17 protein-coding genes are annotated in these 25,048 nt (G+C 54.8%); 12 read left to right on the top strand and 5 right to left on the bottom strand.

The annotated features are described in order from the left end of the window. Positions 1-76: 76 nt before the first annotated feature. On the bottom strand, positions 77-1,048 hold the full coding sequence (trxB, locus tag ACMGG1_RS15855) for a thioredoxin-disulfide reductase (RefSeq protein WP_020826112.1): 972 nt from the start codon (positions 1,046-1,048) through the stop codon (positions 77-79). 660 nt (positions 1,049-1,708) lie between these two features. Between trxB and lrp the strand changes: the two genes are divergently transcribed. From lrp to ACMGG1_RS15805, 10 genes are all read left to right on the top strand, one after another. Next, on the top strand, positions 1,709-2,203 hold the full coding sequence (lrp, locus tag ACMGG1_RS15850) for a leucine-responsive transcriptional regulator Lrp (protein WP_004928318.1): 495 nt from the start codon (positions 1,709-1,711) through the stop codon (positions 2,201-2,203). A 120-nt stretch (positions 2,204-2,323) separates the two neighbouring features. Then, positions 2,324-5,899 carry a DNA translocase FtsK 4TM domain-containing protein gene (locus ACMGG1_RS15845; RefSeq protein ID WP_414160847.1) on the top strand — a complete coding sequence of 1,192 codons (3,576 nt, stop codon included), beginning with the start codon at positions 2,324-2,326 and terminating at the stop codon, positions 5,897-5,899. Positions 5,900-6,245: 346 nt separating this feature from the next. Beyond that, the gene (lolA, locus tag ACMGG1_RS15840; RefSeq protein WP_020826114.1) at positions 6,246-6,857 is read left to right on the top strand and encodes an outer membrane lipoprotein chaperone LolA; all 612 of its coding nucleotides are present in this window, start codon (positions 6,246-6,248) and stop codon (positions 6,855-6,857) included. Positions 6,858-6,864: 7 nt separating this feature from the next. Further along, positions 6,865-8,208: a replication-associated recombination protein A gene (locus tag ACMGG1_RS15835; RefSeq protein WP_414160846.1), complete on the top strand. Its 1,344-nt coding sequence runs from the start codon at positions 6,865-6,867 to the stop codon at positions 8,206-8,208. Between the two features lie 109 nt (positions 8,209-8,317). Next, on the top strand, positions 8,318-9,610 hold the full coding sequence (gene serS, locus ACMGG1_RS15830; RefSeq protein ID WP_020826116.1) for a serine--tRNA ligase: 1,293 nt from the start codon (positions 8,318-8,320) through the stop codon (positions 9,608-9,610). 270 nt (positions 9,611-9,880) lie between these two features. Further along, positions 9,881-12,334 carry a selenate/tellurate reductase subunit YnfE gene (gene ynfE, locus ACMGG1_RS15825; protein ID WP_414160845.1) on the top strand — a complete coding sequence of 818 codons (2,454 nt, stop codon included), beginning with the start codon at positions 9,881-9,883 and terminating at the stop codon, positions 12,332-12,334. 137 nt (positions 12,335-12,471) lie between these two features. Continuing rightward, positions 12,472-13,089: a DMSO/selenate family reductase complex B subunit gene (locus tag ACMGG1_RS15820; RefSeq protein WP_046374000.1), complete on the top strand. Its 618-nt coding sequence runs from the start codon at positions 12,472-12,474 to the stop codon at positions 13,087-13,089. Between the two features lies 1 nt (position 13,090). Next, positions 13,091-13,951, top strand: a complete 861-nt coding sequence (locus ACMGG1_RS15815) for a dimethyl sulfoxide reductase anchor subunit family protein (RefSeq protein WP_130015487.1) — start codon at positions 13,091-13,093, stop codon at positions 13,949-13,951. Positions 13,952-14,003: 52 nt separating this feature from the next. Continuing rightward, positions 14,004-14,621, top strand: coding sequence for a Tat proofreading chaperone DmsD (gene dmsD / locus ACMGG1_RS15810; protein WP_020826119.1), 618 nt, complete (start codon positions 14,004-14,006; stop codon positions 14,619-14,621). 173 nt (positions 14,622-14,794) lie between these two features. Next, a complete protein-coding gene (locus ACMGG1_RS15805) occupies positions 14,795-15,940 on the top strand; it encodes an MFS transporter (RefSeq protein ID WP_122078121.1) in 1,146 nt (381 codons plus the stop codon). A 53-nt stretch (positions 15,941-15,993) separates the two neighbouring features. Here ACMGG1_RS15805 and pflA read toward each other — a convergent pair whose 3' ends face one another. From pflA to ycaO, 4 genes are all read right to left on the bottom strand, one after another. Then, positions 15,994-16,734 (bottom strand): pyruvate formate lyase 1-activating protein, encoded by a 741-nt coding sequence (pflA, locus tag ACMGG1_RS15800; protein ID WP_020826121.1) that lies wholly within the window; start codon positions 16,732-16,734, stop codon positions 15,994-15,996. Positions 16,735-17,038: 304 nt separating this feature from the next. After that, positions 17,039-19,321 (bottom strand): formate C-acetyltransferase, encoded by a 2,283-nt coding sequence (pflB, locus tag ACMGG1_RS15795; RefSeq protein WP_020826122.1) that lies wholly within the window; start codon positions 19,319-19,321, stop codon positions 17,039-17,041. A 54-nt stretch (positions 19,322-19,375) separates the two neighbouring features. After that, positions 19,376-20,236, bottom strand: coding sequence for a formate transporter FocA (gene focA, locus ACMGG1_RS15790; RefSeq protein ID WP_020826123.1), 861 nt, complete (start codon positions 20,234-20,236; stop codon positions 19,376-19,378). Positions 20,237-20,687: 451 nt separating this feature from the next. After that, a complete protein-coding gene (gene ycaO / locus ACMGG1_RS15785) occupies positions 20,688-22,451 on the bottom strand; it encodes a 30S ribosomal protein S12 methylthiotransferase accessory factor YcaO (RefSeq protein WP_128864115.1) in 1,764 nt (587 codons plus the stop codon). A gap of 148 nt (positions 22,452-22,599) precedes the next feature. Here ycaO and ansB point away from each other — a divergent pair, with 148 nt between their 5' ends. Both ansB and serC read left to right on the top strand, forming a co-directional pair. Further along, positions 22,600-23,646: an L-asparaginase 2 gene (gene ansB, locus ACMGG1_RS15780; RefSeq protein WP_308530099.1), complete on the top strand. Its 1,047-nt coding sequence runs from the start codon at positions 22,600-22,602 to the stop codon at positions 23,644-23,646. 282 nt (positions 23,647-23,928) lie between these two features. Then, positions 23,929-25,014, top strand: coding sequence for a 3-phosphoserine/phosphohydroxythreonine transaminase (serC, locus tag ACMGG1_RS15775; protein ID WP_020826127.1), 1,086 nt, complete (start codon positions 23,929-23,931; stop codon positions 25,012-25,014). Positions 25,015-25,048: the final 34 nt, after the last annotated feature.

The raw sequence follows: 25,048 nt of genomic DNA, 5'->3' as shown, positions 1-25,048 counted from the left end.
GACCCGCCTGATGATGTTTGAGATACAAAAAAAGCGGCTAATAAATAGCCGCTTTTCAGGGTAACAGTCTGTGCCGTTACAGAACTTCTGCGTCGGCAATACCGTCCAGATAACGCTCTGCGTCCAGCGCAGCCATACAACCGGTCCCGGCGGAAGTGATCGCCTGGCGGTAGATGTGGTCCATCACGTCGCCGGCGGCGAATACGCCCGGAATGGTGGTTTGGGTGGCATTGCCGTGAATGCCGGACTGCACCTTGATATAGCCGTTTTCCAGCTCCAACTGGCCACCGAAAATGCTGGTGTTCGGGCTGTGGCCGATGGCGATAAACACGCCGGCCAGCGCCAGTTCACGCGTTTCATTTTCCGCTTTGGTGCTGCGAATGCGTACGCCGGTAACGCCCATTTCGTCACCCAGTACTTCGTCCAGGGTGTGGTCGGTATGCAGCACGATATTGCCGTTTTTCACTTTCTCCATCAGCCGGTTGATCAGGATCTTCTCTGAACGGAAGCTGTCGCGACGGTGGATCAGGTGAACTTCGGCCGCGATGTTGGACAGATACAGCGCTTCTTCTACCGCCGTATTGCCACCACCTACAACGGCGACTTTCTGATTACGGTAGAAGAAACCGTCGCAGGTAGCGCAGGCGGAAACGCCTTTGCCTTTGAAGGCTTCTTCTGTCGGCAGGCCAAGATAGCGGGCTGATGCACCGGTGGCGATAATCAGCGCATCACAGGTGTATTCGCCACTGTCGCCAAACAGACGGAATGGACGGTTCTGCAGATCAACGCTGGTGATATGGTCAAACACGATCTCGGTCTGGAATTTTTCTGCATGCTCACGCATACGCTCCATCAGCGCCGGACCGGTCAGGTCTTCGGCATCACCCGGCCAGTTCTCCACTTCGGTGGTGGTGGTCAGCTGACCCCCTTGTTCCATACCGGTAATCAGCACCGGGCTCAGGTTGGCGCGCGCTGCGTAAACCGCGGCGGTGTAGCCAGCCGGGCCGGAGCCCAGAATCAATAATTTGCTGTGTTTAGCCGTGCCCATGAATAACCTCTTTTCCCACAATGGCGGACAATGGATTCGATTGTAGGGAAAATGCGGCATTAAAAAAAGCGTCAGGGGATGTTGTTAACGATTTGTTTGATAGTCATTGCCTATTAATTATTGTTTTGCTGCTTAAGCGAGCGCAAAACGCAGCAATTTAACTTATGGAAGCCGCTTGCGGGCGTTTGGCACTCAAACGGCCGGAAACAGCACATTAAGCGGGTTTAAGTGCCTTGCCCACGGCGTTTTTAAGCCAGCGATTCATAACTAAAAACGGGGTGCTAACTTTTCATGACGGTACGTTCTTCTGATTTTGCTTCTTTTACTTTGACAATCCGCTGCGCATTTGCGAAAACATCATAGGAAGAAGAAATTATCCTCCCACCTGCAGTAAATCGTACGTATTTGCGGCGTTGGCGCAGGATTTTGCGCCGTTGCCGGATCTGCGTACGGCAGGGGAGGAACATCGCGCAAGCGAATGGCACCTTTCTTCTTGCTTAAAACACCTTGTGCAGAGTTTGACAGACAGGCTGCACAGCGGTGAATGATGGTAGTGAAGCATATGACAGGCATCGGGTCTTCGCTTGGAACGAGCCCTTACACATTGACGTTGGCTAGGGTGTGGCAAGTGCAGGGAAGAAAATAAGAGAGACAATAATAATGGCAGACAATAAGAAACGCCCGGGTAAAGATCTCGATCGTATCGACCGCAACATCCTCAACGAACTGCAAAAGGATGGGCGTATTTCGAACGTTGAACTTTCGAAGCGCGTGGGGTTATCCCCAACCCCATGTTTAGAACGCGTGCGCCGCCTCGAGCGCCAGGGTTTTATTCATGGTTATACCGCGTTGCTCAACCCGCATTATCTGGATGCGTCCCTGTTGGTCTTCGTGGAAATCACGCTGAACCGCGGTGCGCCGGATGTGTTTGAGCAATTCAACTCAGCAGTTCAGAAGCTTGAAGAAATTCAGGAGTGTCATCTGGTGTCCGGTGATTTCGACTATCTGTTGAAAACCCGCGTGCCGGATATGTCCGCTTACCGTAAGTTGCTTGGCGAAACCTTGCTGCGTCTGCCGGGGGTTAACGACACCCGCACGTACGTGGTAATGGAAGAAGTGAAACAGAGCAACCGTCTGGTTATCAAAACACGGTAGGGTGCAGGTGCAAAACCTGATTAAATTGGTTACACTCCTGTTTATCCATACAGTTTCAGCGCCGGGGAAGCTTCTCGGCGCTGTTGCTATGTCAGCTAACAGGAACCTGGAGAGCCTTTCTTGAGCCAGGAATATACAGAAGATAAAGAAGTTACCTTGAGAAAACTCAGCAGCGGTCGCCGTTTGCTCGAAGCTGTGTTGATTGTGGTAGCCATATTTGCCATTTACCTCATGGCTGCCTTGGTCAGTTTCAATCCCTCTGACCCAAGCTGGTCGCAGACCGCGTGGCATGAGCCTATTCATAATCTGGGCGGTGGCGTCGGGGCCTGGTTGGCCGACACGCTGTTCTTCACCTTCGGGGTACTCGCCTATGCGATACCGCCGATCATGCTGGTGTTGTGCTGGGCGGCTTATCGTCAGCGCGGCAGCGGCGAATACATCGATTACTTTGCGCTTTCACTGCGCCTGATCGGCACATTGGCGCTGGTGCTCACTTCGTGTGGCCTGGCGGCACTGAACGTCGACGATCTCTATTACTTTGCCTCCGGCGGCGTTATCGGCAGTTTGCTGAGCAACGCCATGCTCCCCTGGTTCAACGGCATTGGCGCAACCTTGGCGCTGCTTTGCGTTTGGGCGGCGGGCCTTACGCTGTTTACCGGCTGGTCATGGCTGGTGATTGCCGAGAGGATCGGTGGCGTGGTGCTGGGGACGGCCACCTTTATGACCAACCGTTCGCGCCGTGACGATCGTTATCACGACGATGACGACCGTTACGTCGAAGATCAGCCAGAATCGGCAGAGAAAGGAGCAGCGCTTGCTGCGGCCTCGACGGCGGCTGTGGCCAACGCGGCGGAAGACGACGTCTTGTTCTCAGCGCCTTCGGTGACGGAAACCGCCAAAATGGCGGCGGAAGAGGCTGAGGATCCGTTGCTCAGCGGCCTGCGGGCGAATGACGACGAAGATGCCGATGTCGCGCCTGTCGCGCCAGCGGTGGCTCGTGAACCTGTTACCGCAGCCCCGGTTGTGGCACAGGCGCCGTCGGTTACGGTAGCTCCAACGGCTCCGGCCTCGGTGAACCAGAGTCCGATGAGTACGCCAGCGGAAAACAGTGCTCCACCGCTGTATTCATTTGAAATTCCTGAAGAGACGCCGACGCCGAAGGTAACGCGTCCGGCCGATCCTTACCAGGATGATGACGAACCGCGTATGGGGAACTGGGACGCGCCAGCAGCATCACCGTCGCACGATCGTTCTCCGTTTGATTTCTCCGCCGCTCAACGCGATAGCGCTGACATCACTGCTCCGGCCGGTTTCAGTGCCGGTGAGCCTGCAGTGCCATCGTTCGGCAGCGTGAACCCTCAGGCGCAGGCTGCAGCAACGGCAGCTGCCGGCGCTGTTGCCGCCAATACCTTTATGCCGGCCTTTACGGCCACCAGCGACGCTAACTCGCAGGTCAAACAAGGCCTGGGGCCTGAGTTGCCGCGTCCGAATCCGGTGCGCATCCCAACCCGGCGTGAACTGGCTTCTTACGGCATCAAGCTGCCTTCGCAGCGCATGGCCGAACAGGAACAGCGTAACCGTGGGGACGACGAGCCATTGCCGAATGCCAATGCTCTTCCGTCAGATCAAGACGATGAAGCTTTGCAGGAAGCGGCGCTGCGTCAGGCGTTTGCCGAGCAGCAAAACCAACGTTATGGCGAGGAGTACGCGCAGGATAACCAGGATGATGAGGCTGCTCTGCAAGAGGCCGAACTGCGTCAGGCGTTTGCCGAACAGCAGAATCAGCGCTATGGGCAGCAAGAGGCTGCGCCTTCGGTACAGCCAACTACGCCAGTAGATACTCGTAATGCGTTCGGCTTCTCGCCGATGGATGATTTGGTTGACGATGGCCCGGTTGAGCCATTGTTCACCCTGTCGCCACAGCTTGAAGATCGCATTGAGCAACAAAGCGAACGCGAGGATGATGTGCCTTTCGGCCAGTTTGAGCCAGCCGCGCCGGCTTATGTGCCGCCAACGCAACCTCAGACTCCGCCGGCACAAGCATATCAGCCTGCTCAACCTGCTTATCAGCAACCGGCAGCGCAACAGCAACCACCGGCCTATCAGCAGCCTGTAGCGCAACCGGTGCCGACGGCCCCGCAGCAGCCGGCAATGGACAGCCTGATCCACCCGTTCCTGATGCGCAACGATATGCCGTTGCAAAAACCGACCACGCCTCTACCGACGCTTGATCTGCTGACCGAAGCGCCGAAAGAGGTTGAGCCGGTGGATTCCTTCGCGTTGGAACAGAAGGCGCGTTTGGTCGAAGCCAGCCTGGCCGATTATCGGGTGAAAGCCGATGTGGTAGACATTTTGCCAGGCCCGGTCATTACCCGTTTCGAACTGGATCTGGCGCCGGGCGTTAAAGCAGCGCGTATTTCCAACCTGTCGCGTGACCTGGCGCGTTCACTGTCAACTTCCGCGGTGCGTGTGGTTGAGGTGATCCCCGGCAAGCCCTACGTCGGCCTGGAGTTGCCTAACGTTAAACGTCAGACGGTCTATCTGCGAGAAGTGCTGGATTGCCCGGCATTCCGCGATAATCCATCGCCGTTGGCGATCGTTCTGGGTAAAGACATCTCCGGCGAGCCGGTGGTGGCCGACTTGGCGAAAATGCCACACCTGCTGGTGGCGGGGACCACCGGTTCCGGTAAATCGGTTGGGGTCAATGCCATGATCCTGAGCATTCTGTATAAGGCCACGCCGAAAGAAGTGCGCTTTATCATGATTGACCCGAAAATGCTGGAGCTGTCGGTCTATGAAGGTATTCCGCACCTGCTGACGGACGTGGTTACCGACATGAAAGACGCCGCCAATGCCTTGCGTTGGTGCGTCGCCGAGATGGAGCGTCGCTACAAGCTGATGTCTGCGCTCGGCGTGCGTAACCTGGCAGGTTACAACGAACGTGTCGATCAGGCCGAGGCGATGGGACGTCCAATCCCGGATCCGTTCTGGAAACCGACCGACAGCATGGACATCACGCCGCCGGTTCTGGAGAAAGAGCCTTACATCGTGGTGATGGTCGACGAGTTCGCTGACCTGATCATGACGGTTGGTAAAAAGGTTGAGGAGCTGATTGCTCGTCTGGCGCAGAAAGCGCGTGCGGCGGGTATCCACCTGGTGCTGGCAACACAGCGTCCTTCGGTGGATGTGATCACCGGCCTGATCAAGGCCAACATCCCGACCCGTATCGCCTTTACCGTGTCGAGCAAGATTGACTCGCGCACTATCCTCGATCAGGGCGGTGCTGAATCGCTGCTGGGGATGGGCGACATGTTGTATCTGGCCCCTAACTCCTCCATTCCGGTCCGTGTACATGGTGCATTTGTGCGCGATCAGGAAGTGCATGCGGTAGTTAAGGATTGGAAAGCGCGTGAGCGACCTCAATATAAAGAGGGTATCCTCAACGGTGGTGACGACGGTGAGGGTGGTGCTGGCGGCGGTCTGGAAGGTGATGAAGAGCTGGATCCGCTGTTTGACCAGGCGGTGGAGTTTGTGGTGGATAAACGCCGCGCCTCCATTTCCGGCGTACAGCGTCAGTTCCGTATCGGCTATAACCGTGCCGCGCGCATCATCGAACAGATGGAAGCGCAGGGCATTGTCAGCGAGCAGGGGCACAACGGCAACCGCGAGGTGCTGGCACCGCCACGGCATGACTGATGAATCTTTAGTCGTTGTTATTTAATAATAAAGGGCCGCTTAGCGGCCCTTTAGACTGATGACAAACACCCGAAAAACGTGGTTTTCGGATGTTTGGGATAAACCTGAAGACATAATCCTTTGTTTTATTAGTGCATAAAACCTAACTTTTGAGTACAGAGGACTTTGTCAGCACTCTGAAGGGCCGCTTGGCGGCCCTTGTGCAAAGAAGCGTAAACCCTCGGCTTCTCAGAACATTGGCCTATCTGCCTGCGGATAGCTTCGGGTAGAGTAAGGGTGTTAAGGGTTAATTTGACCCGCACGGCACCGCCTTGCGGTAAACGCATTTCATAAGGTATCTGGAATAATGAAAAAACTGTTAGTTGCCTGTTGTCTGCTTTCGGGATTCGCTTCCACCTCTGTGCTGGCCGACGCTGCGCAGGATTTGCAAAGTCGCCTGGCGAAAGTGAACAGTTTCCACGCCAGCTTCGCCCAGACCGTGACCAGCAGCGATGGTGCTGCGGTACAGCAGGGGGAAGGTGAACTCTGGGTGAAACGTCCGAACCTGTTTAATTGGCATATGACCTCGCCGGACGAGAGCGTGCTGGTGTCGGATGGCCAAACCTTATGGTTCTACAATCCTTTTGTTGAGCAAGTCACCGCGACCTGGTTGAAAAATGCGACCGGCAATACGCCATTTATGCTGATTACCCGCAATAACGCCAACGACTGGAAACAGTACAACGTTAAGCAGAAAGGCGATGATTTTGAGCTGACGCCAAAATCCAGCAGCGGCAACCTGAAGCAGTTCGCCATTACCGTGACCAACAGCGGCACCATCCGCAGTTTTGCTGCGGTTGAGCAGGATGGTCAGCGCAGTTCTTACGCGCTGAAAAGTCAGCAGAACGTTGCTGCTGATGCCAGCAAATTCAAATTTACCCCGCCGAAGGGGGTGACGCTGGACGACCAGCGCCAGTGAGGTCTGCGTGAGTAACATGTCGCTCGATTTTTCCCAGAATGAATTCCAGCCATTGGCCGCGCGGATGCGGCCAACCACGCTGTCGCAATACATCGGCCAGCAACACCTGCTGGCTGCCGGTAAGCCTTTGCCGCGCGCCATCGAGGCGGGGCAACTGCATTCGATGATTCTATGGGGGCCGCCGGGCACCGGGAAAACGACGCTGGCGGAGCTGATCGGCCGCTACGGCCAGGCGGACGTCGAGCGAATTTCCGCCGTGACATCGGGCATCAAAGAAATCCGTGAGGCGATTGAGCGGGCACGACAGAATCGTGACGCCGGTCGTCGCACCATTTTGTTTGTCGATGAGGTACACCGTTTCAACAAAAGCCAGCAGGATGCCTTTCTGCCGCACATTGAAGACGGCACCATTACCTTTATCGGCGCGACAACCGAAAACCCGTCCTTTGAGCTTAACTCGGCGCTGTTGTCCCGCGCCCGCGTGTATTTGCTGAAAGCGTTGACGGCAGAAGATATCAGCCAGGTGCTTGATCAGGCGATGCAGGACAACAGCCGGGGGTTTGGCGGCCAGAATATCGAGCTGCCGGAAGAGACCCGCCGCATGCTGTCGGAACTGGTGGGCGGCGATGCGCGCCGGGCGTTGAACAGCCTGGAGATGATGGCGGACATGGCGGAGATCGACGCCAAAGGCATTCGCGTGCTGACGCCGGAATTACTGAAAGAAGTCTCCGGCGAACGCAGCGCGCGCTTCGACAATAAAGGCGATCGTTTTTACGATCTTATTTCGGCGCTGCATAAATCGGTGCGAGGTTCCGCCCCGGATGCTGCGCTGTACTGGTATGCGCGTATTATTACCGCCGGAGGCGATCCGCTGTATGTGGCGCGCCGGCTGCTGGCCATTGCTTCGGAAGATGTCGGCAATGCCGATCCGCGCGGTATGCAGGTGGCGATCGCTGCCTGGGACTGCTTTACCCGCGTTGGTCCGGCCGAAGGTGAACGTGCGATTGCTCAAGCGATCGTTTACCTGGCCTGCGCGCCAAAAAGTAATGCCGTTTATACCGCCTTCAAAGCGGCGATGCGCGATGCTAAAGAGCGGGCGGATTATGATGTGCCCGAACATCTGCGCAATGCGCCAACCAAGCTGATGAAGGAAATGGGGCTGGGTGCAGAGTATCGTTACGCTCACGACGAACCCAATGCCTATGCCGCCGGCGAGGACTATTTCCCGGCCGAAATGGCCAAGACGCGTTACTATCATCCAACCTCACGCGGGCTGGAAGGTAAAATCGGCGAAAAGCTGGCATGGCTGGCTGAGCAGGATCAAAATAGCCAGACAAAACGCTACCGCTAGCGTTGCCGTTGCGGTAAGGTTAGCGGGTACCACTCTTCCTTTATGCGGCTTTTAAACAGCCGCATAAAACAACAAATTTTCTTTCAATAACAATAAGCACAGGATTAGCATGCTCGATCCCAATCTGCTGCGTAATGAGCTAGACGCAGTCGCCGTCAAACTGGCTCGCCGAGGCTTTAAACTCGATCTGGATCTGCTGCGTTCTCAAGAAGAGCGTCGCAAAGTTCTGCAGGTAGAAACTGAAATGCTGCAGGCAGAACGTAACTCCCGATCGAAATCCATCGGCGCGGCTAAAGCGCGCGGGGAAGACATTGAGCCGCTGCGTCGCGAAGTCAACGAGCTGGGTGACAAGCTGGATATTGCCAAGGCCGCTCTGGATCAGTTGCAGACTGAAATCCGCGATTATGCGTTGGCGATCCCGAACCTGCCGGATGATGCAGTGCCGGATGGCAAAGACGATAGCGATAACCAGGAAGTCAGCCGCTGGGGCGAGCCGCGCCAGTATGATTTTCAGGTACGCGATCATGTGGATCTGGGCGAAATGGCCGGTGGTCTGGACTTCGCCGCCGCCGTAAAACTGACCGGTTCACGCTTTGTGGTGATGAAAGGGCAAATCGCCCGCATGCACCGTGCGTTATCCCAGTTCATGCTGGATCTGCATACCGAACAGCACGGCTACCAGGAAACCTACGTGCCTTACCTGGTTAACCACGCCACGTTGTACGGTACCGGCCAGTTGCCGAAGTTTGGTGAAGATCTGTTCCACACCAAACCGCTGGAAGAGGAATCCGACAGCAGCAACTACGCGCTGATCCCAACTGCAGAAGTGCCGTTGACCAACCTGGTACGCGACGAGATCCTGGAAGAAGAATCACTGCCGCTGAAGATGACCGCGCATACGCCATGTTTCCGTGCCGAAGCCGGTTCTTATGGTCGCGATACCCGCGGTCTGATCCGCATGCACCAGTTCGACAAGGTCGAGATGGTGCAAATCGTCCGTCCGGAAGACTCCATGGCTACGCTGGAAGAGCTGACCGGTCATGCGGAGAAAGTGCTGCAGCTGCTGAACCTGCCGTACCGTAAAATGTTGCTGTGTACCGGCGACATGGGGGCAGGCTCATGCAAAACCTACGATCTTGAAGTGTGGCTGCCGGCGCAGAACACTTACCGTGAAATCTCATCTTGTTCCAACATGTGGGATTACCAGGCACGCCGCATGCAGGCTCGCTGCCGTAGCAAAACCGAGAAGAAGCCGCGCCTGGTGCATACGCTGAACGGTTCTGGTCTGGCAGTCGGTCGTACGCTGGTTGCCGTGCTGGAAAACTACCAGCTGGCCGATGGCCGTGTTCAGGTGCCGGAAGTATTACGTCCGTATATGGGCGGCCTGGAATATATCGGCTAACTTATTGCCAGTTCTATGAAAAGCGCCTGCGGGCGCTTTTTTTATAAGAAAATTATTATCCTTTTGTTCGAAAGGTCTTTTTCTTTCATCTCCTTCCCCCGCTTTATTGATAGCAGACAAAGTTCACTACCCACTTCTGAGTAATATCCCTTTATAGAGGAGGGTTTTTACTCAAGCTCATCAGCAGACATCAGTTCTGTCTCCTCTGCTCGCCGCCTTGAGTCAAAGGCATGACGTTTATCAATACCAGGGTAAAACGTGGAGTGAGTTATGTCGGAAAACAAAGAAAACAGCCAAGTGTCTGCAGGCGTTAGCCGTCGCACCTTGGTAAAGTCCGGCGGTATCGTCGGGCTGGCTATGGCCGTGGGGGGTATAGCCTTACCGTTTAGTCGCCGCGCATTGGCAGATTCAATCAGCGAAGGTGTGCAAAAAACCGCGCAGGATAAAGTGGTTTGGGGGGCTTGCTCGGTCAACTGCGGCAGCCGCTGCGCCTTGCGTTTGCACGTGCGTGATAACGAAGTCTATTGGGTCGAAACCGATAACACCGGACTGGACGTATATGGCGACCACCAGGTTCGGGCCTGTTTGCGTGGCCGTTCTATTCGCCGCCGCATGAATCATCCCGATCGTCTGAATTACCCGATGAAACGCGTTGGCAAGCGGGGTGAAGGCAAGTTCAAACGCATCAGTTGGGAAGAAGCTTTTGATAGCATTGCCGACAACCTAAAACGCATCGTCGAACAGTACGGTAACGAAGCAGTATATATCAATTACACCTCGGGAATCGTCGGCGGCAACATTACCCGTTCGTCACCGAATGCGTCGCTGGTCGCTCGGCTGATGAACTGCTATGGCGGTTACCTCAGCCAGTATGGCACCTACAGCACAGCGCAAATCGCCTGCGCCATGCCCTATACCTATGGCAGCAACGAAGGCAACAGCACGTCTGACATCGAAAACAGCAAGCTGGTGGTGATGTTCGGTAACAACCCGGCGGAAACGCGGATGAGCGGCGGCGGCATTACCTATTATCTGGAGCAGGCGCGTGAACGTTCTCATGCGCGCATGATCGTTATCGATCCGCGTTACACCGATACGGCCGCCGGACGTGAGGACGAATGGATCCCTATTCGTCCCGGCACGGATGCGGCATTGGTTGCCGGGCTGGCGCATGTATTGATCAGCGAACAGTTGGTCGACCAACCGTTTCTGGATCGGTATTGCATCGGCTATGACGAAAAAACCTTGCCAGCCGATGCGCCGGTAAATGGGCATTATAAGGCTTACATTCTTGGGCAAGGTGAAGACGGCGTTGAAAAAACGCCGCAGTGGGCGGCGAAAATTACCGGCATTCCGGCCGAACGTATTATCAAACTGGCGCGGGAAATAGGCACGGCGAAACCAGCCTACATCTGCCAGGGCTGGGGGCCACAGCGACAGGCCAATGGCGAACTGACCTCGCGTGCAATCGCCATGCTGCCTATCCTGACCGGCAATGTTGGTATCAATGGCGGCAACAGCGGGGCGCGTGAATCAACCTACACCATTACCATTGAGCGGATGCCGGTATTGGCAAACCCGGTCAAAGCGCAAATCTCCTGTTTTAGCTGGACCGATGCCATAGTGCGCGGTCCGGAGATGACCGCCAAACGCGACGGGGTACGTGGGCAGGACAAACTGAATGTGCCGATCAAGTTCATCTGGAACTATGCCGGTAACACCATCACCAACCAGCATTCCGACATCAACAAAACCCACGATATTTTGCAGGACGAATCCCAGTGCGAAATGATCGTGGTGCTCGAAAACTTTATGACCTCGTCGGCCAAATATGCCGACATTTTACTGCCGGATCTGATGACCGTCGAACAGGAAGACATTATTCCCAACGACTATGCCGGCAACATGGGGTACCTGATCTTTATCCAGCCTGCAACCCCCGCCAAATTTGAACGCAAGGGCATCTATGAGGTGCTGAGTGAAGTGGCGCGTCGGCTGGGGCCAGAGGTGCATCAGAAGTTCACCGAAGGGCGTACCCAGGCGCAATGGCTGCAACATTTGTACGCCAAAATGCAGGACAGGGATCCGCTGCTGCCGGGTTATGAAGAGTTGCGCAGTATGGGGATTTATAAGCGCAAAGATCCCAATGGGCATTTTGTCGCCTATAAAAAATTCCGCCAGGATCCCGAAGCGAATCCATTAAAAACGCCGTCCGGCAAGATAGAAATCTATTCCTCCAGGCTGGCTGAGATCGCCGACAGCTGGCAGTTGGAAAAAGATGAAACCATCAGCCCGTTGCCAATTTACGCCTCTACTTTTGAAGGTTGGGACGATCCTCTGCGCAACACTTACCCATTGCAAATGTTTGGCTTCCATTACAAGGCCCGTACCCACTCGACCTACGGCAACATCGATGTGTTGCAGGCGGCCTGTCGTCAGGAGGTGTGGATCAACCCACTGGACGCCCAGTCGCGCGGCATTATCGGCGGCGACAAGGTGCGGGTATTTAATGGGCGTGGCGAAGTGCGTGTCGAAGCCAAAGTGACGCCGCGGATCATGCCTGGCGTTGTCGCGATGGGGCAGGGAGCCTGGCATCAGGCCGATATGCGCGGTGACCGTGTCGACCATGGTGCCTGTATGAATACCCTGACCACCCACCGGCCTTCGCCGTTGGCCAAGGGTAATCCGCAGCATACCAACCTGATTCAAATCGAAAAGGTATAACCCTGCGTACTTGAAGCCGCATCTTTGTTGGCCGCCTGCGCTTACCCCAGTCACGTACTACCTGTACGCATCCTGGGGATGCGCTTAGTTGCCGCCGCGATGCAACTCCAACTACCTCGGGTGTAAGGGAGGACCAAATGACTCAGCAATATGGATTCTTTATCGATTCAAGTCGTTGCACTGGCTGCAAAACCTGCGAACTGGCCTGCAAAGACTATAAAAATTTGACGCCGGACGTCAGTTTCCGCCGCATCTATGAATATGCCGGAGGAGATTGGTTCCAGGATGGCGACGGCTGGCAACAAAATGTATTCGCTTATTATTTGTCGATTGCCTGCAACCACTGTGAAGATCCCGCCTGCACCAAAGTGTGTCCGACCGGCGCGATGCACAAGCGGGAAGACGGCTTTGTGGTGGTGAATGAAGAGGTGTGTATCGGCTGTCGCTACTGCCATATGGCCTGCCCATACGGCGCACCGCAGTACAATTCGACCAAGGGCCACATGACCAAGTGCGATGGCTGTTATAAACGGGTAGCCGAAGGCCATAAACCTATCTGCGTGGAATCTTGTCCACTGCGGGCCCTGGACTTTGGCCCGATTGAGCAACTGCGGCAGCAGCATGGTTCTCTGGCACAGGTGGCCCCCTTGCCGGCGGCGCATTTTACCCGACCGTGCCTGGTGGTAAAACCCAATGCCAACAGCCGCCCAAGTGGCGACACCACTGGCTATTTGGCCAATCCAAAGGAGGTTTGATATGGGCATGGGATGGCAAGAATGGCCGCTGATGTTGTTTACCGTATTGGGACAATGTGTGGTAGGGGGGGTTATCGTCATGGGGCTCGCCATAATTGGCGGTAACCTGAACGAACAGCAGCGCAGGGCAGTTCATCGCGCGATGTTCTTCCTGTGGTTGTTGATGGGCATCGCTTTCATGGCTTCCACGCTGCACCTCGGTTCGCCGTGGCGGGCGTTTAACTCGTTGAACCGCATTGGCGCTTCGGCATTGAGTAACGAAATAGCCGCTGGCGCCTTGTTCTTCGCCGTCGGCGGTTGTTATTGGCTGTTGGCGGTATTGGGCAAAATACCGCCGTTATTGGGGCGCGTGTGGTTGTGGGTGACCATGGCACTGGGCCTGGTCTTTGTTTACATGATGACGCGGGTATATCAAATCGATACGGTGCCAACCTGGCATAACGGTTACACTACGCTGAGCTTTTTCCTGACGGTACCGATCGGGGGGCCAATGCTGGGCGTTTTGTTGCTGCGTTTTGCGGGGCTGGATGTTACAACCCGGCATTCACTGGCTACTCTGAGCGTGGTGGCGCTGTTGGTCAGTCTGGGGACCGTTATGATGCAAGGCTACGAACTGGCCAGCATCAGCAGTTCGGTACAGCAGGCATCAGCGCTGATACCACAGTACGGCCAATTAATGGTTGGGCGTTTGGTGCTGGTGGTGCTGGGGTTGGGCTGCTGGATCTGCCCGCTGTTGCGCCGTGGTAACGCTAGCGTGATGGGAATGGCTTTAGGTTTGATTCTGGTTATCGCCGGTGAGCTGGTCGGGCGGGGCGTGTTCTACGGCCTGCATATGACCGTCGGCATGGCGGTGGCCGGTTAATATTGTAGTGAGGCGCAGTGATAAACTGCGCCCTTAAAAGGATCCTTGATTTATGACGCTTGAGAATATCGCTTTAACGGGGCGGGTGCTGGGTGTGTTGCTGTACGCGCCGCCAGAAAGTGAAGACGGCCAACAGCTCTTGGCAACCCTGTCTGAATCTGAGTGGGTCAAAGAGTGGCCGTACGGCGATGCTGATCGGTTACAGAAGGCGGCTGCGCTGATTGCGACCGGTATTGAAGATCAACAGGATGAATCCCTGGCGGAAGCTTATCAACGTCTGTTTGTGGGGCCTGATACCTTACCGGCGCCATTATGGGGTTCGGTGTATCTGGACAAAGAGAACGTGCTGTTTGGTCATTCGACCCTGCGGTTGCGCAAGTGGTTACGGGCCAACGGCATAGAAGCTCAGCACGATCGCAATGAGCCGGAAGATCATATTGGCACTTTGCTGATGATGGTGGCGTGGCTGGCCGAAGAACGTCAGGGCGGGTTGGTCGAGCAACTGCTGACGAAACATTTGTTGCCATGGGCACCACGCTATCTGGAACTGCTGGAAGCCAATGCGCAGCATCCTTTCTATCAGGGACTGGCCCAATTAGCGCAAATCACCCTGGGTGCCTGGGGTGCGGAATGCACGGCTGAAGTTGAATCTTTAGAACTGTATTTCTGATAAAAAATGAATGGCCGTCAGGTGCCTAAAATTGCAGGCGCCGGCGGCCACTCCGCCGTTAAATAGGCCGCGTAATACAAATTGTGCGGTATACATATAAGAGCTGATTGACTTTTTTATCGCCAGTGGCATGATGCGCGCACTCTCATTGCGCGTTCGGTTTCAATCTCACTATGTCCGCATACTCCCGCCCAGTGCTCCTGCTGCTCTGTGGCTTGTTGCTGCTCACGGTCTCTATCGCCGTATTGAATACGCTAGTCCCTCTTTGGTTGACTCATGCTCAGTTGTCAACCTGGCAGGTAGGAATGGTAAGTTCCTCTTACTTTACCGGCAATCTGGTCGGCACGCTGATTGCGGGCAAACTCATCCAGCGCATTGGTTTTACCCGCAGCTATCATCTTGCCTGTGTGGTATTCGCCGTGGCGACTGCCGGTATGGCATTGTCGCTCGATTTTTGGAGTTGGATGGGCTGGCGTTTCTTTGCTGGCATCGGCTGCGCCTGGATCTGGGTGATCGTCGAAAGCGCCTTGCTGCGGAGCGGTAATCTGTCTAACCGTGGGCAATTGCTGGCGGCTTATATGATGGTTTATTACCTGGGTACGGTTGTCGGCCAACTGCTGTTAAGTATGGTATCGACCGAACTGTTGAATGTGGTGCCATGGGTCACGGCCATCGTGCTCAGTGCCACGCTGCCGATGCTGTTTGCCCGGGTTAACAGTCGGCACGACGAACCCCAACAGGCTGCGGTTTGGCCAATGTTGAAGCGCCGTAGCGCGCGGTTGGGGATTAATGGCTGTGTCATTTCCGGCATTGTACTCGGCTCGCTATACGGCCTGATGCCGCTGTACCTGTCCCATCAGGGCATGAGTGATGCCAACGTGGGTTACTGGATGGCATTGCTGGTCAGCTCAGGCATTGTCGGGCAATGGCCGGTTGGGCGTCTGGCAGACCGCTATGGTCGTTTGCTGGTGCTGCGCATTCAGGTGTTTGTGGTGATCCTTGCCAGCATCGCCATGCTTGGTAACTATGCGATGGCACCGGCGTTGTTTATTCTCGGTTGTGCCGGGTTCACCTTATATCCGGTGGCGATGTCCTGGGCTTGTGAAAAGGCGTTGCCGCATGAGCTGGTGGCGATGAACCAGGCATTGTTGATGAGCTATACCATCGGCAGTCTGCTTGGCCCGTCGATGACGGCGCTGCTGATGCAAAATTATTCCGACCGCCTGTTGTTTGTGATGATTGCCGCCGTTGCCCTGGTCTATCTGATGATGCTGCTGAGAAAGCCGGATCGTCACCACACTCCGTTGGCTGCCGCCTGAGCATAAAAAACCCGGCCATCGTGTGCCGGGTTTTTTTGTTGTAGCTAACGGGCTCAGTAAATGACTTTGTGGCCGTAGCTTTCCAGAATGCTTTTCACGCGATCCATGGTTTCCGCTTTCGGCGGATGGACGCCGTCCAGCTTGTACTCTTCACCCATCGCCACCCATTTGTGCTTACCCAGTTCGTGATAGGGCAGCAGTTCGATTTTCTCGATGTTGGTCATGTCTTTGGTGAACTCACCCAGCATATGCGTCGACTTGTCATCGTCTGACCAGCCCGGCACTACCACATAACGGATCCAGGTGCGTTGATTACGTTTCGCCAGATAGCGGGCGAAATCCAGCGTGCGGTGGTTGGAAACGCCGACCAGGTTCTGGTGAATGTCGTCGTTCATCTGTTTGAGATCCAGCATCACCAAGTCGGTGGCATCCAGCAGCTCATCGATCACCGGATCGTAGCGGCGCACAAAACCGTTGGTGTCCAGACAGGTATTGATCCCTTCTTCATGGCAGGCGCGGAACCAATCGCGGACGAATTCTGCCTGCAGTATGGCTTCACCACCGGAGGCCGTTACGCCACCGCCGGAGGCATTCATAAAGTGACGATAAGAGACGGCATCTTTCATCAACTCTTCAACGGTCACTTCTTTCCCGCCGTGGGTATCCCAGGTGTCACGGTTATGGCAATACAGGCAGCGCATCAGGCAGCCCTGGAAGAAGACGATAAAGCGGATCCCCGGACCGTCTACGGTGCCACAGGATTCGAAGGAGTGGATGCGACCTTTCACTGACATTGCGGGGTTTTCTCCAATATTGACTGTCAAACGCAGTCTAAAAGTAGGCTCATAACCGCCAGCCAGGGATCAGCGATGCAGCAACCGGGCTAGGCCCGACGACTGGGGTGAAACGATGCCTGTTGGCCGGTTATTACGCCGGATAACTGTTTTGCCGGATATCCACCAATTCCATTCAGTATAGCTATCTGGCAAAACAGACTCTGAGTGAGTCAGGGTAGTGCATTTGCTAAAAAGGCCGGAAAGATCCGGCCCCGAATTTCAGCTTGACTACCGGGCGGGGTTTCCCGCCCGGATGGGGCAATTACATCGACTGAGTGAAAGTACGAGTAATGACGTCTTGCTGTTGTTCTTTGGTCAGCGAGTTGAAGCGAACAGCATAACCAGATACGCGGATGGTCAGCTGAGGGTATTTCTCAGGGTTTTCCATCGCGTCCAGCAGCATTTCACGGTTCATCACGTTAACGTTCAGGTGTTGACCACCTTCGATAGACGCTTCGTGGTGGAAGTAACCGTCCATCAGACCCGCCAGGTTGGCTTTACGCACGTCGTCGTCTTTACCCAGCGCGTTTGGCACGATGGAGAAGGTGTAGGAGATCCCGTCTTTCGCGTAAGCAAACGGCAGTTTGGCTACGGAGGTCAGGGAGGCTACAGCACCTTTCTGGTCGCGACCGTGCATTGGGTTAGCACCTGGACCGAATGGCGCGCCAGCGCGGCGACCGTCTGGAGTGTTACCGGTTTTCTTGCCGTAGACCACGTTAGAAGTGATGGTCAGTACGGACTGAGTCGGAACCGCATTACGGTAGGTACGCAGTTTCTGAATTTTCTTCATGAAACGTTCTACCAGGTCACAGGCGATGTCATCAACGCGAGCATCGTTGTTACCGAACTGCGGATATTCACCTTCGATTTTGAAGTCGATAGCCAGGCCGTCTTCGTCACGGATGGTGGACACTTTAGCGTACTTGATGGCGGACAGGGAGTCAGCCGCAACCGACAGACCGGCGATGCCGCAGGCCATGGTGCGATAAACGTCACGGTCGTGCAGTGCCATCAGCGCAGCTTCATAGCTGTACTTGTCGTGCATGTAGTGAATGATGTTCAGCGCGGTCACGTACTGTTTGGCCAGCCAATCCATAAAGTGGTCCATGCGTTCCATGACTTTGTCATAGTCCAGCACGGTGTCCATCATTGGCGCTTCTTTCGGGCCTACCTGCATTTTCAGTTTTTCATCAACGCCGCCGTTGATTGCGTACAACATGGTTTTCGCCAGGTTGGCACGGGCACCGAAGAACTGCATTTGTTTACCGACAATCATCGGGCTGACGCAACAGGCGATGGCATAGTCATCGTTGTTGAAGTCTGGGCGCATCAGGTCGTCATTTTCATACTGTACGGAAGAGGTGTCGATAGACACTTTCGCCGCGTATTTTTTGAAGTTCAGAGGCAGTTTTTCAGACCACAGGATGGTCATGTTCGGTTCCGGAGACGGCCCCATGGTGTACAGGGTGTTCAGGAAGCGGAAGCTGTTTTTGGTTACCAGAGTACGGCCGTCAACGCCCATACCTGCCAGGGACTCGGTCGCCCAGATTGGGTCACCGGAGAACAGCTCATCATACTCAGGGGTACGCAGGAAGCGCACCATACGCAGTTTCATTACCAGGTGGTCAATCAGTTCCTGCGCTTGTTCTTCAGTCAGTTTGCCTGCATCGATGTCGCGTTGAATGAACACGTCAAGGAAGGTAGACACGCGGCCGAAGGACATTGCTGCGCCGTTCTGAGATTTCACCGCGGCCAGGTAGCCGAAGTAAGTCCACTGTACAGCTTCTTGTGCGGTGGTAGCAGGACCAGAGATATCGCAGCCGTATTTGGCAGCCATTTCTTTGATCTGACCCAGAGCGCGATGCTGTTCAGCAATTTCTTCACGCAGCTGGATGGTCATTTCCAGATCTTCGCCGTTTTCCAGCTTGGTCTGCAGTGACTTGAACTGGTTCAGTTTGTCGGCCATCAGGAAATCGATGCCGTACAGGGCTACGCGGCGGTAGTCACCGATGATACGACCACGGCCGTATGCATCTGGCAGACCAGTCAGCACGCCGGATTTACGGCAGTTCAGGATGTCTTTGGTGTAAACATCGAATACGCCCTGGTTGTGGGTTTTGCGGTATTCGGTGAACACTTTTTTCAGCTGTGGATCCAGTTCGCGGCCATAGACCTTACAAGAACCTTCGACCATTTTGATGCCGCCGAATGGGATCAGCGCGCGTTTCAGAGGGGCGTCAGTCTGCAGACCTACGATGGTTTCCAGCTCTTTAGCGATGTAGCCAGCGTCATGGGAAGTGATGGTCGCGGCAACGTTGGTGTCGAAATCAACTGGCGCATGGGTGCGGTTTTCCAGTTTGATCCCTTCCATAACCTTTTCCCACAGGGTGGAGGTGGCCTGAGTTGCGCCAGCCAGGAAGGATTCATCACCCTCGTAAGGAGTGTAGTTTTTCTGGATGAAGTCACGAACGTTGACTTCGTTCTGCCAGTCACCTTTGCTGAAACCTTCCCAAGCTTTGGCTAACTTCTCGTTAAGTTCGGTCATTATACACCTACCTTTAATTGTGGAGTTCTAACTCGGCGCGCGATAACTAACAGCTTAGTGCTGTTGTTCACCACCGCGCAGATAAATTACCCAGTAAGTCAACCCAACCAGTAAACCGCCGCCAATGATGTTGCCAATGGTGACTGGGATCAGATTGTCGATGATAAAGTTGCTTACGGTCAGATGAGCAAACTGCTCGGGTGCTGCCCCTATGGCTTGCCAGAATTCCGGCGTGGCGAAGTTTTTAACCACGATACCCATAGGGATCATAAACATGTTGGCGATGCTGTGTTCGAAACCGCTGGCGACGAACATGCCGACCGGCAGGATCATGGCGAACATTTTGTCCATCAGGCTGCGGCCTGAGTAACTCATCCACACGGCCAGGCAAACCATCAGGTTAGCCAGGATGCCGAGGCAGACGGCCTCAACAAAGGTGTGATGCAGCTTGTGGTCAGCGGTTTGCAGGACGTTCAGTCCCCATTGGCCGTTGGCCACCATGTGTTCGCCGGAGAACCAGATGAGCGCGACGAAGAACAGGGCGCCGATCAGGTTGCCGATATAGACATTTAGCCAGTTGGCAGCCAACTGGTACCAGCTGATGCGGCCGCTGGCCTTGGCGATGACAATCAGCACGGTGGAAGTGAACAGGTCGGCGCCTGAAACCACGACCAGCATTAACCCCAGAGAGAAGCAGATGCCGCCGACCAGTTTTGCCAGGCCGAAAGGCACACCGGCAGTGCCGGTAGTCGCAGTGATATAAAATACGAATGCGATTGAAATAAAGACGCCGGCAGTGATCGCCAAATAAAACGTTTTCAGCGGGTGCTTGGTGGCTTTATACACACCTGCATCTTCAGCGATTTTCGCCGTTGCTGCAGGTAATATCAGATCGAAGGGGTTGTCAGCTTTCACACTAACTCTCGCTTTTAAGGGTTAAAACAACGCAATGAGATACTAGCAAAGCAGTATAGGGTAAAAATTGATTTGGATCATAAGGCGGGAAACTAAAACGGCCAAAAACCAGATAAATCGCAAGGTTTATTTGGTTAATTTATTGATTTTTAAATAAAAACAATTTTTTAATGTTTGCAAATAATTTTGAATTTGCGACCGTGTCAACCTTGAATAGGTTAAATTTTAGCGCATTTTGTCACTTTCAGAGCGGCAAGGTTTAATTATCGGTTAATTATTATTTTACCGGTCCGTAACAACTGCTGTTTTATTTATCTTGTTTACCGTTAAGTGCGTAATTAGGCAAAAAAATAAAACAAAAAAACGGCTATTTAACCGTCAAATAATTCTTTGTTATTTTTCTATCTTGGTGTTGCGCCGGCAGAAGGCCGCCGGCGCACAGATACTGAGATTATGCCTGCGCCCAATGGCGACGCTTGGCGGTCTGCAGTTTTTCATAGGCCGCTAGCAGCGCCTGATGTGCCGGTAAGGCTTTCAGATCGCTATCGACAGCGAACAGGCCGTTAAAGCGTTCTTCACCGCTGATGGCCGCAGAGGCGGCATCCACCGTTTCCTGGCCGTACATCTTCACGAAGGCGGAATAGTATTGCGCCGGATCGCGTTCAGGCTCCTGTGTCAGCAGCAGCAGGGTTTGCAAACAACGGTAGTAGTTGCTGCGCGCCGGGCTCAATACGGAAGAGTTGAAGTCCTGTGTCCATTCGGCCCAGATCAGCGCCTGATCCAGATCGCCGCCGGCCAGCGCCAGCATTGACTTCAACTCGCCTATACGCAGGGTAGACCAGGCGTTGTCTTTGCCGGAAGCAATCCCCAGCAGCTCGCGCACGCGGGTGAAGTCGTCCAGGCCTTCGTCGTCCAGGCGCTCTAACAGCGCCAGATACTCTTGCGGCTCCCACTCGCTGCCCGGCAGCGCCAGCAACGTATCGCGCAGGTGCGCCCCCATGCTGTTGTTGGCCAGCAGCAGGTCTTCCGCCGGGTAGATGTCGGACATGCCCGGTACGATGATGCGGCAGGCGTAGACATCCAAATGTTCATAGTCGGCGATATACACTTCAGCGCCTTCTTTGTCGAAGATGCTCATCAGCGTCGCGAATTCTTCCTGCGTGCTGCCGCTGAAGCTCCAGTCGACAAACGGGTAATCTGCGTCCTGTTTGAACATATCCCAGGAGATCAAACCGCTGGAGTCGATAAAGTGGGTTTCCAGGTTAGTGTGCTCCGCCACTTCTTCGTCGTCGAAGGTCGGTGCGGTGAACACGTCCAGATCTTTCAGGCTACGGCCCTGCAGCAGCTCAGTGACGGTACGCTCAAGCGCCACGCCGAAATCAGGATGGGCACCGAACGAGGCAAAACAGGTGCCGTTAGCCGGGTTAAACAGCACCACGCAGATCACCGGATAATTACCGCCCAGCGACGCGTCGTAAGACAGGATCGGGAAGCCTTCTTCTTCAAGCTTGGCGATGGCTTCTACCACGCCAGGATAGCGGTTCAGCACCTCGGCCGGGATCTCTGGCAGGCTGATGGATTCGGCGATGATGCGATTTTTCACATAACGCTCAAACACTTCGGACAGGCCTTGTACGCGCGCTTCGTTGGCGGTATTACCCGCGGACATGCCGTTGGAAACGTACAGGTTACCGATGATGTTCATCGGAATGTAAACGGTCTGCTGGTCAGACTGGCGAGAGAACGGCAGGGCGCAAATGCCGCGATCGCCATTACCGGACTGCAGATCGATCAGATCGCTTGCGTTGACTTCCTGATCCGGATTGTAGAAAGCATGCAGACGCTCATCGAGAATACCGGCCGGCAGCGAGTCATCGGCTGGGATCGGGAACCACTTCTCGTTCGGGTAATGCACGAAGTCACCTTCGGCAATCTGTTTCCCCAGATAGAAGTCGGCAAAGAAGTAGTTGGTGGAAAGGCGTTCGAAGTATTCGCCCAAAGCGGAGGCCAGAGCAGCTTTTTTGCTGGCGCCTTTGCCGTTGGTGAAGCACAGCGGGCAATCGCGATCGCGGATATGAACCGACCATACATGAGGTACCGGATTCAGCCAGGAGGCCTCTTCGATATTAAAACCCAGGTCGCTTAATTTCTGTTGGAAACGGGCGATAGAGTCTTCCAGCGCGGCGTCTTTGCCAGGGATAAAAGTTTGCGTCATTGTCTTCACTTTTTGAGCGTACTAAAAACGCGCAATGATACGGGGTTTTACGCTCAAGCTCCATGTATTCCTAAAGCGGTGGCAAAGTCACAGTTTTTTTAGGGATAAGGGCCATAATTCAGCGGGTTATCTATCATGGAGAAACGCAATGAAATCAGTGAAACTGAGCGCCGTGGCGCTACTGTTGGCGGGGGCGAGCGGTTCGGCGTTGGCTTTGCCTACCATTACCTTGTTGGCGACCGGCGGCACCATTGCCGGCGGTGGCGAATCGGCGACGAAATCCAACTATACGGCGGGGAAACTGGGCGTTGACGCTTTAGTGAGTGCTGTGCCTGAGCTAAAAAACCTCGCCAACGTGCAGGGCGAGCAGGTGGTGAACATCGGGTCGCAGGACATGAACGATGAGGTGTGGCTGAAGCTGGCGAAGAAAATCAACGCCGACTGCGCCAAAACTGACGGCTTTGTCGTTACCCACGGCACAGATACGCTGGAAGAGACCGCCTATTTTCTGGATCTCACGGTCAAATGTGACAAACCGGTGGTGATCGTCGGGGCAATGCGCCCGGCAACGGCGATGAGCGCTGATGGTCCGTTCAATCTGTATAACGCAGTGGTGACGGCGGCAGATCCGCAATCGGCGAAACGCGGGGTGTTGGTGGCGATGAACGACAGCGTGTTGGATGCACGCGATGTGACAAAAACCAATACTACGTCGGTGCAGACTTTCCAGTCGCCTAACTTCGGCCCGCTTGGTTACATCCACAACGGCAAGGTTGATTACCAGCGTGCGCCGCAGCGCAAGCACACCACCGAGACCCCGTTTGACGTGTCTAACCTGACAGCGTTGCCGAAGGTAGGCATTATCTACAATTACGCCAATGCTTCCGATGCCCCTGCGAAGGCTTTGATCGCCGAAGGGTATCAAGGCATCGTCAGTGCCGGGGTCGGTAACGGCAACCTGTATAAAACGGTGTTCGATACGCTGGCGACGGCCGCACATAACGGTGTCGCCGTGGTGCGTTCTTCCAGAGTGTCCACTGGCTCCACCACCGAAGACGCTGAAGTGGATGACGCGAAGTTCGGCTTTGTCGCCTCCGGTACGCTGAACCCGCAGAAGGCGCGGATCCTGCTTCAACTGGCGTTGACGCAGACCAAGGACGCCAAACAGATCCAGCAGATGTTCAATCAATACTGAGTGCATTTTCCTCATTCGGGGGCCCTGGAGCCCCCTAGCCATGTTGGCTGAATACAGCATAAAAAACCGCGTTAACCCACTGAATTGGCCACCTTCACAGCGTTTTATTGCAGAAAATACCGGTGATTTGGCAGAGCCTGTTATCGTCACGTTCAAGGCTTTCCCGGCATCGGGCGAATAACCATTGCAGGCGGGGGGCGTGAGTGATAAAACCGATGGGTTACTTCGGGCGTATTTCGGTAGGCCAGTATCATTGGCGAATAGTGAATGTGGTGAGGGGAAATGACTCAGGTTTATAATTTTAGCTCTGGCCCGGCAATGCTGCCGGTTGAAGTGTTGCGTCGTGCAGAACAGGAGCTGTGCAACTGGCACGGCCTCGGTACCTCGGTGATGGAAATTAGCCATCGCAGTAAAGAGTTCATCGAAGTTGCCCAGCAGTCCGAGCAGGATCTGCGCGATCTGCTGAAGATCCCCTCCAATTATAAAGTGCTGTTCTGCCACGGTGGCGCTCGCGCACAGTTTGCTGCGTTGCCGTTGAACCTGCTGGGTGACAAAACCACCGCGGACTATATCGACGGCGGTTATTGGGCGCACAGCGCCATCACCGAAGCGCAAAAATACTGTTCGCCAAACACCATTGACGTGAAAACCAACGTCGACGGCCTGCTCGGCATCAAACCGATGAAAGAGTGGCAGTTAAGCGATGACGCGGCCTATGTCCACTATTGCCCGAATGAAACCATCGACGGCGTAGCTATCGATGAGTTACCTGACTTTGGCGATAAAGTGGTGATTGGCGATTACTCCTCCACCATTCTGTCGGGTCCGCTGGACGTCAGCCGTTTCGGCGTAATTTACGCCGGTGCGCAGAAAAACATTGGGCCGGCCGGCCTGACCCTGGTGATCGTACGTGAAGATCTGCTGGGCAAAGCGCGTCGCGAAGTCCCGTCCATCCTCGATTACACCGTGCTGGCCGAAAACGATTCCATGTTCAACACACCGCCGACCTTTGCCTGGTACCTGTCCGGCCTGGTGTTCAAATGGCTGAAAGAGCAGGGCGGCCTGGTAGAGATGCACAAACGCAATCAGGCCAAGGCCGAATTGCTGTACGCGACCATCGACAGCTCTGACTTCTACCGTAGCCGGGTGGCGCATGCCAACCGCTCCTGGATGAACGTGCCGTTCCAACTGGCGGATTCTGCGCTGGATAAAGTCTTCCTCAGCGAAGCAGAAGCCATTGGCCTGCAGGCGTTAAAAGGTCACCGGGTGGTTGGCGGCATGCGTGCTTCTATTTACAATGCAATGCCGTTGGCCGGGGTGAAGACCTTAACCGACTTTATGGTCGACTTCGAACGTCGTCACGGTTAAGTCCGGCGCCTGCCGTGAGCAGGTAGCCTTCGCT

Origin of the sequence: Serratia sp. BNK-12, from assembly GCF_047456085.1 — a bacterium.
Lineage (GTDB): Bacteria > Pseudomonadota > Gammaproteobacteria > Enterobacterales > Enterobacteriaceae > Serratia > Serratia liquefaciens.
The sequence above is the reverse complement of the archived record's forward strand: the minus strand, read 5'-3'. Positions and strand labels throughout refer to the sequence as shown.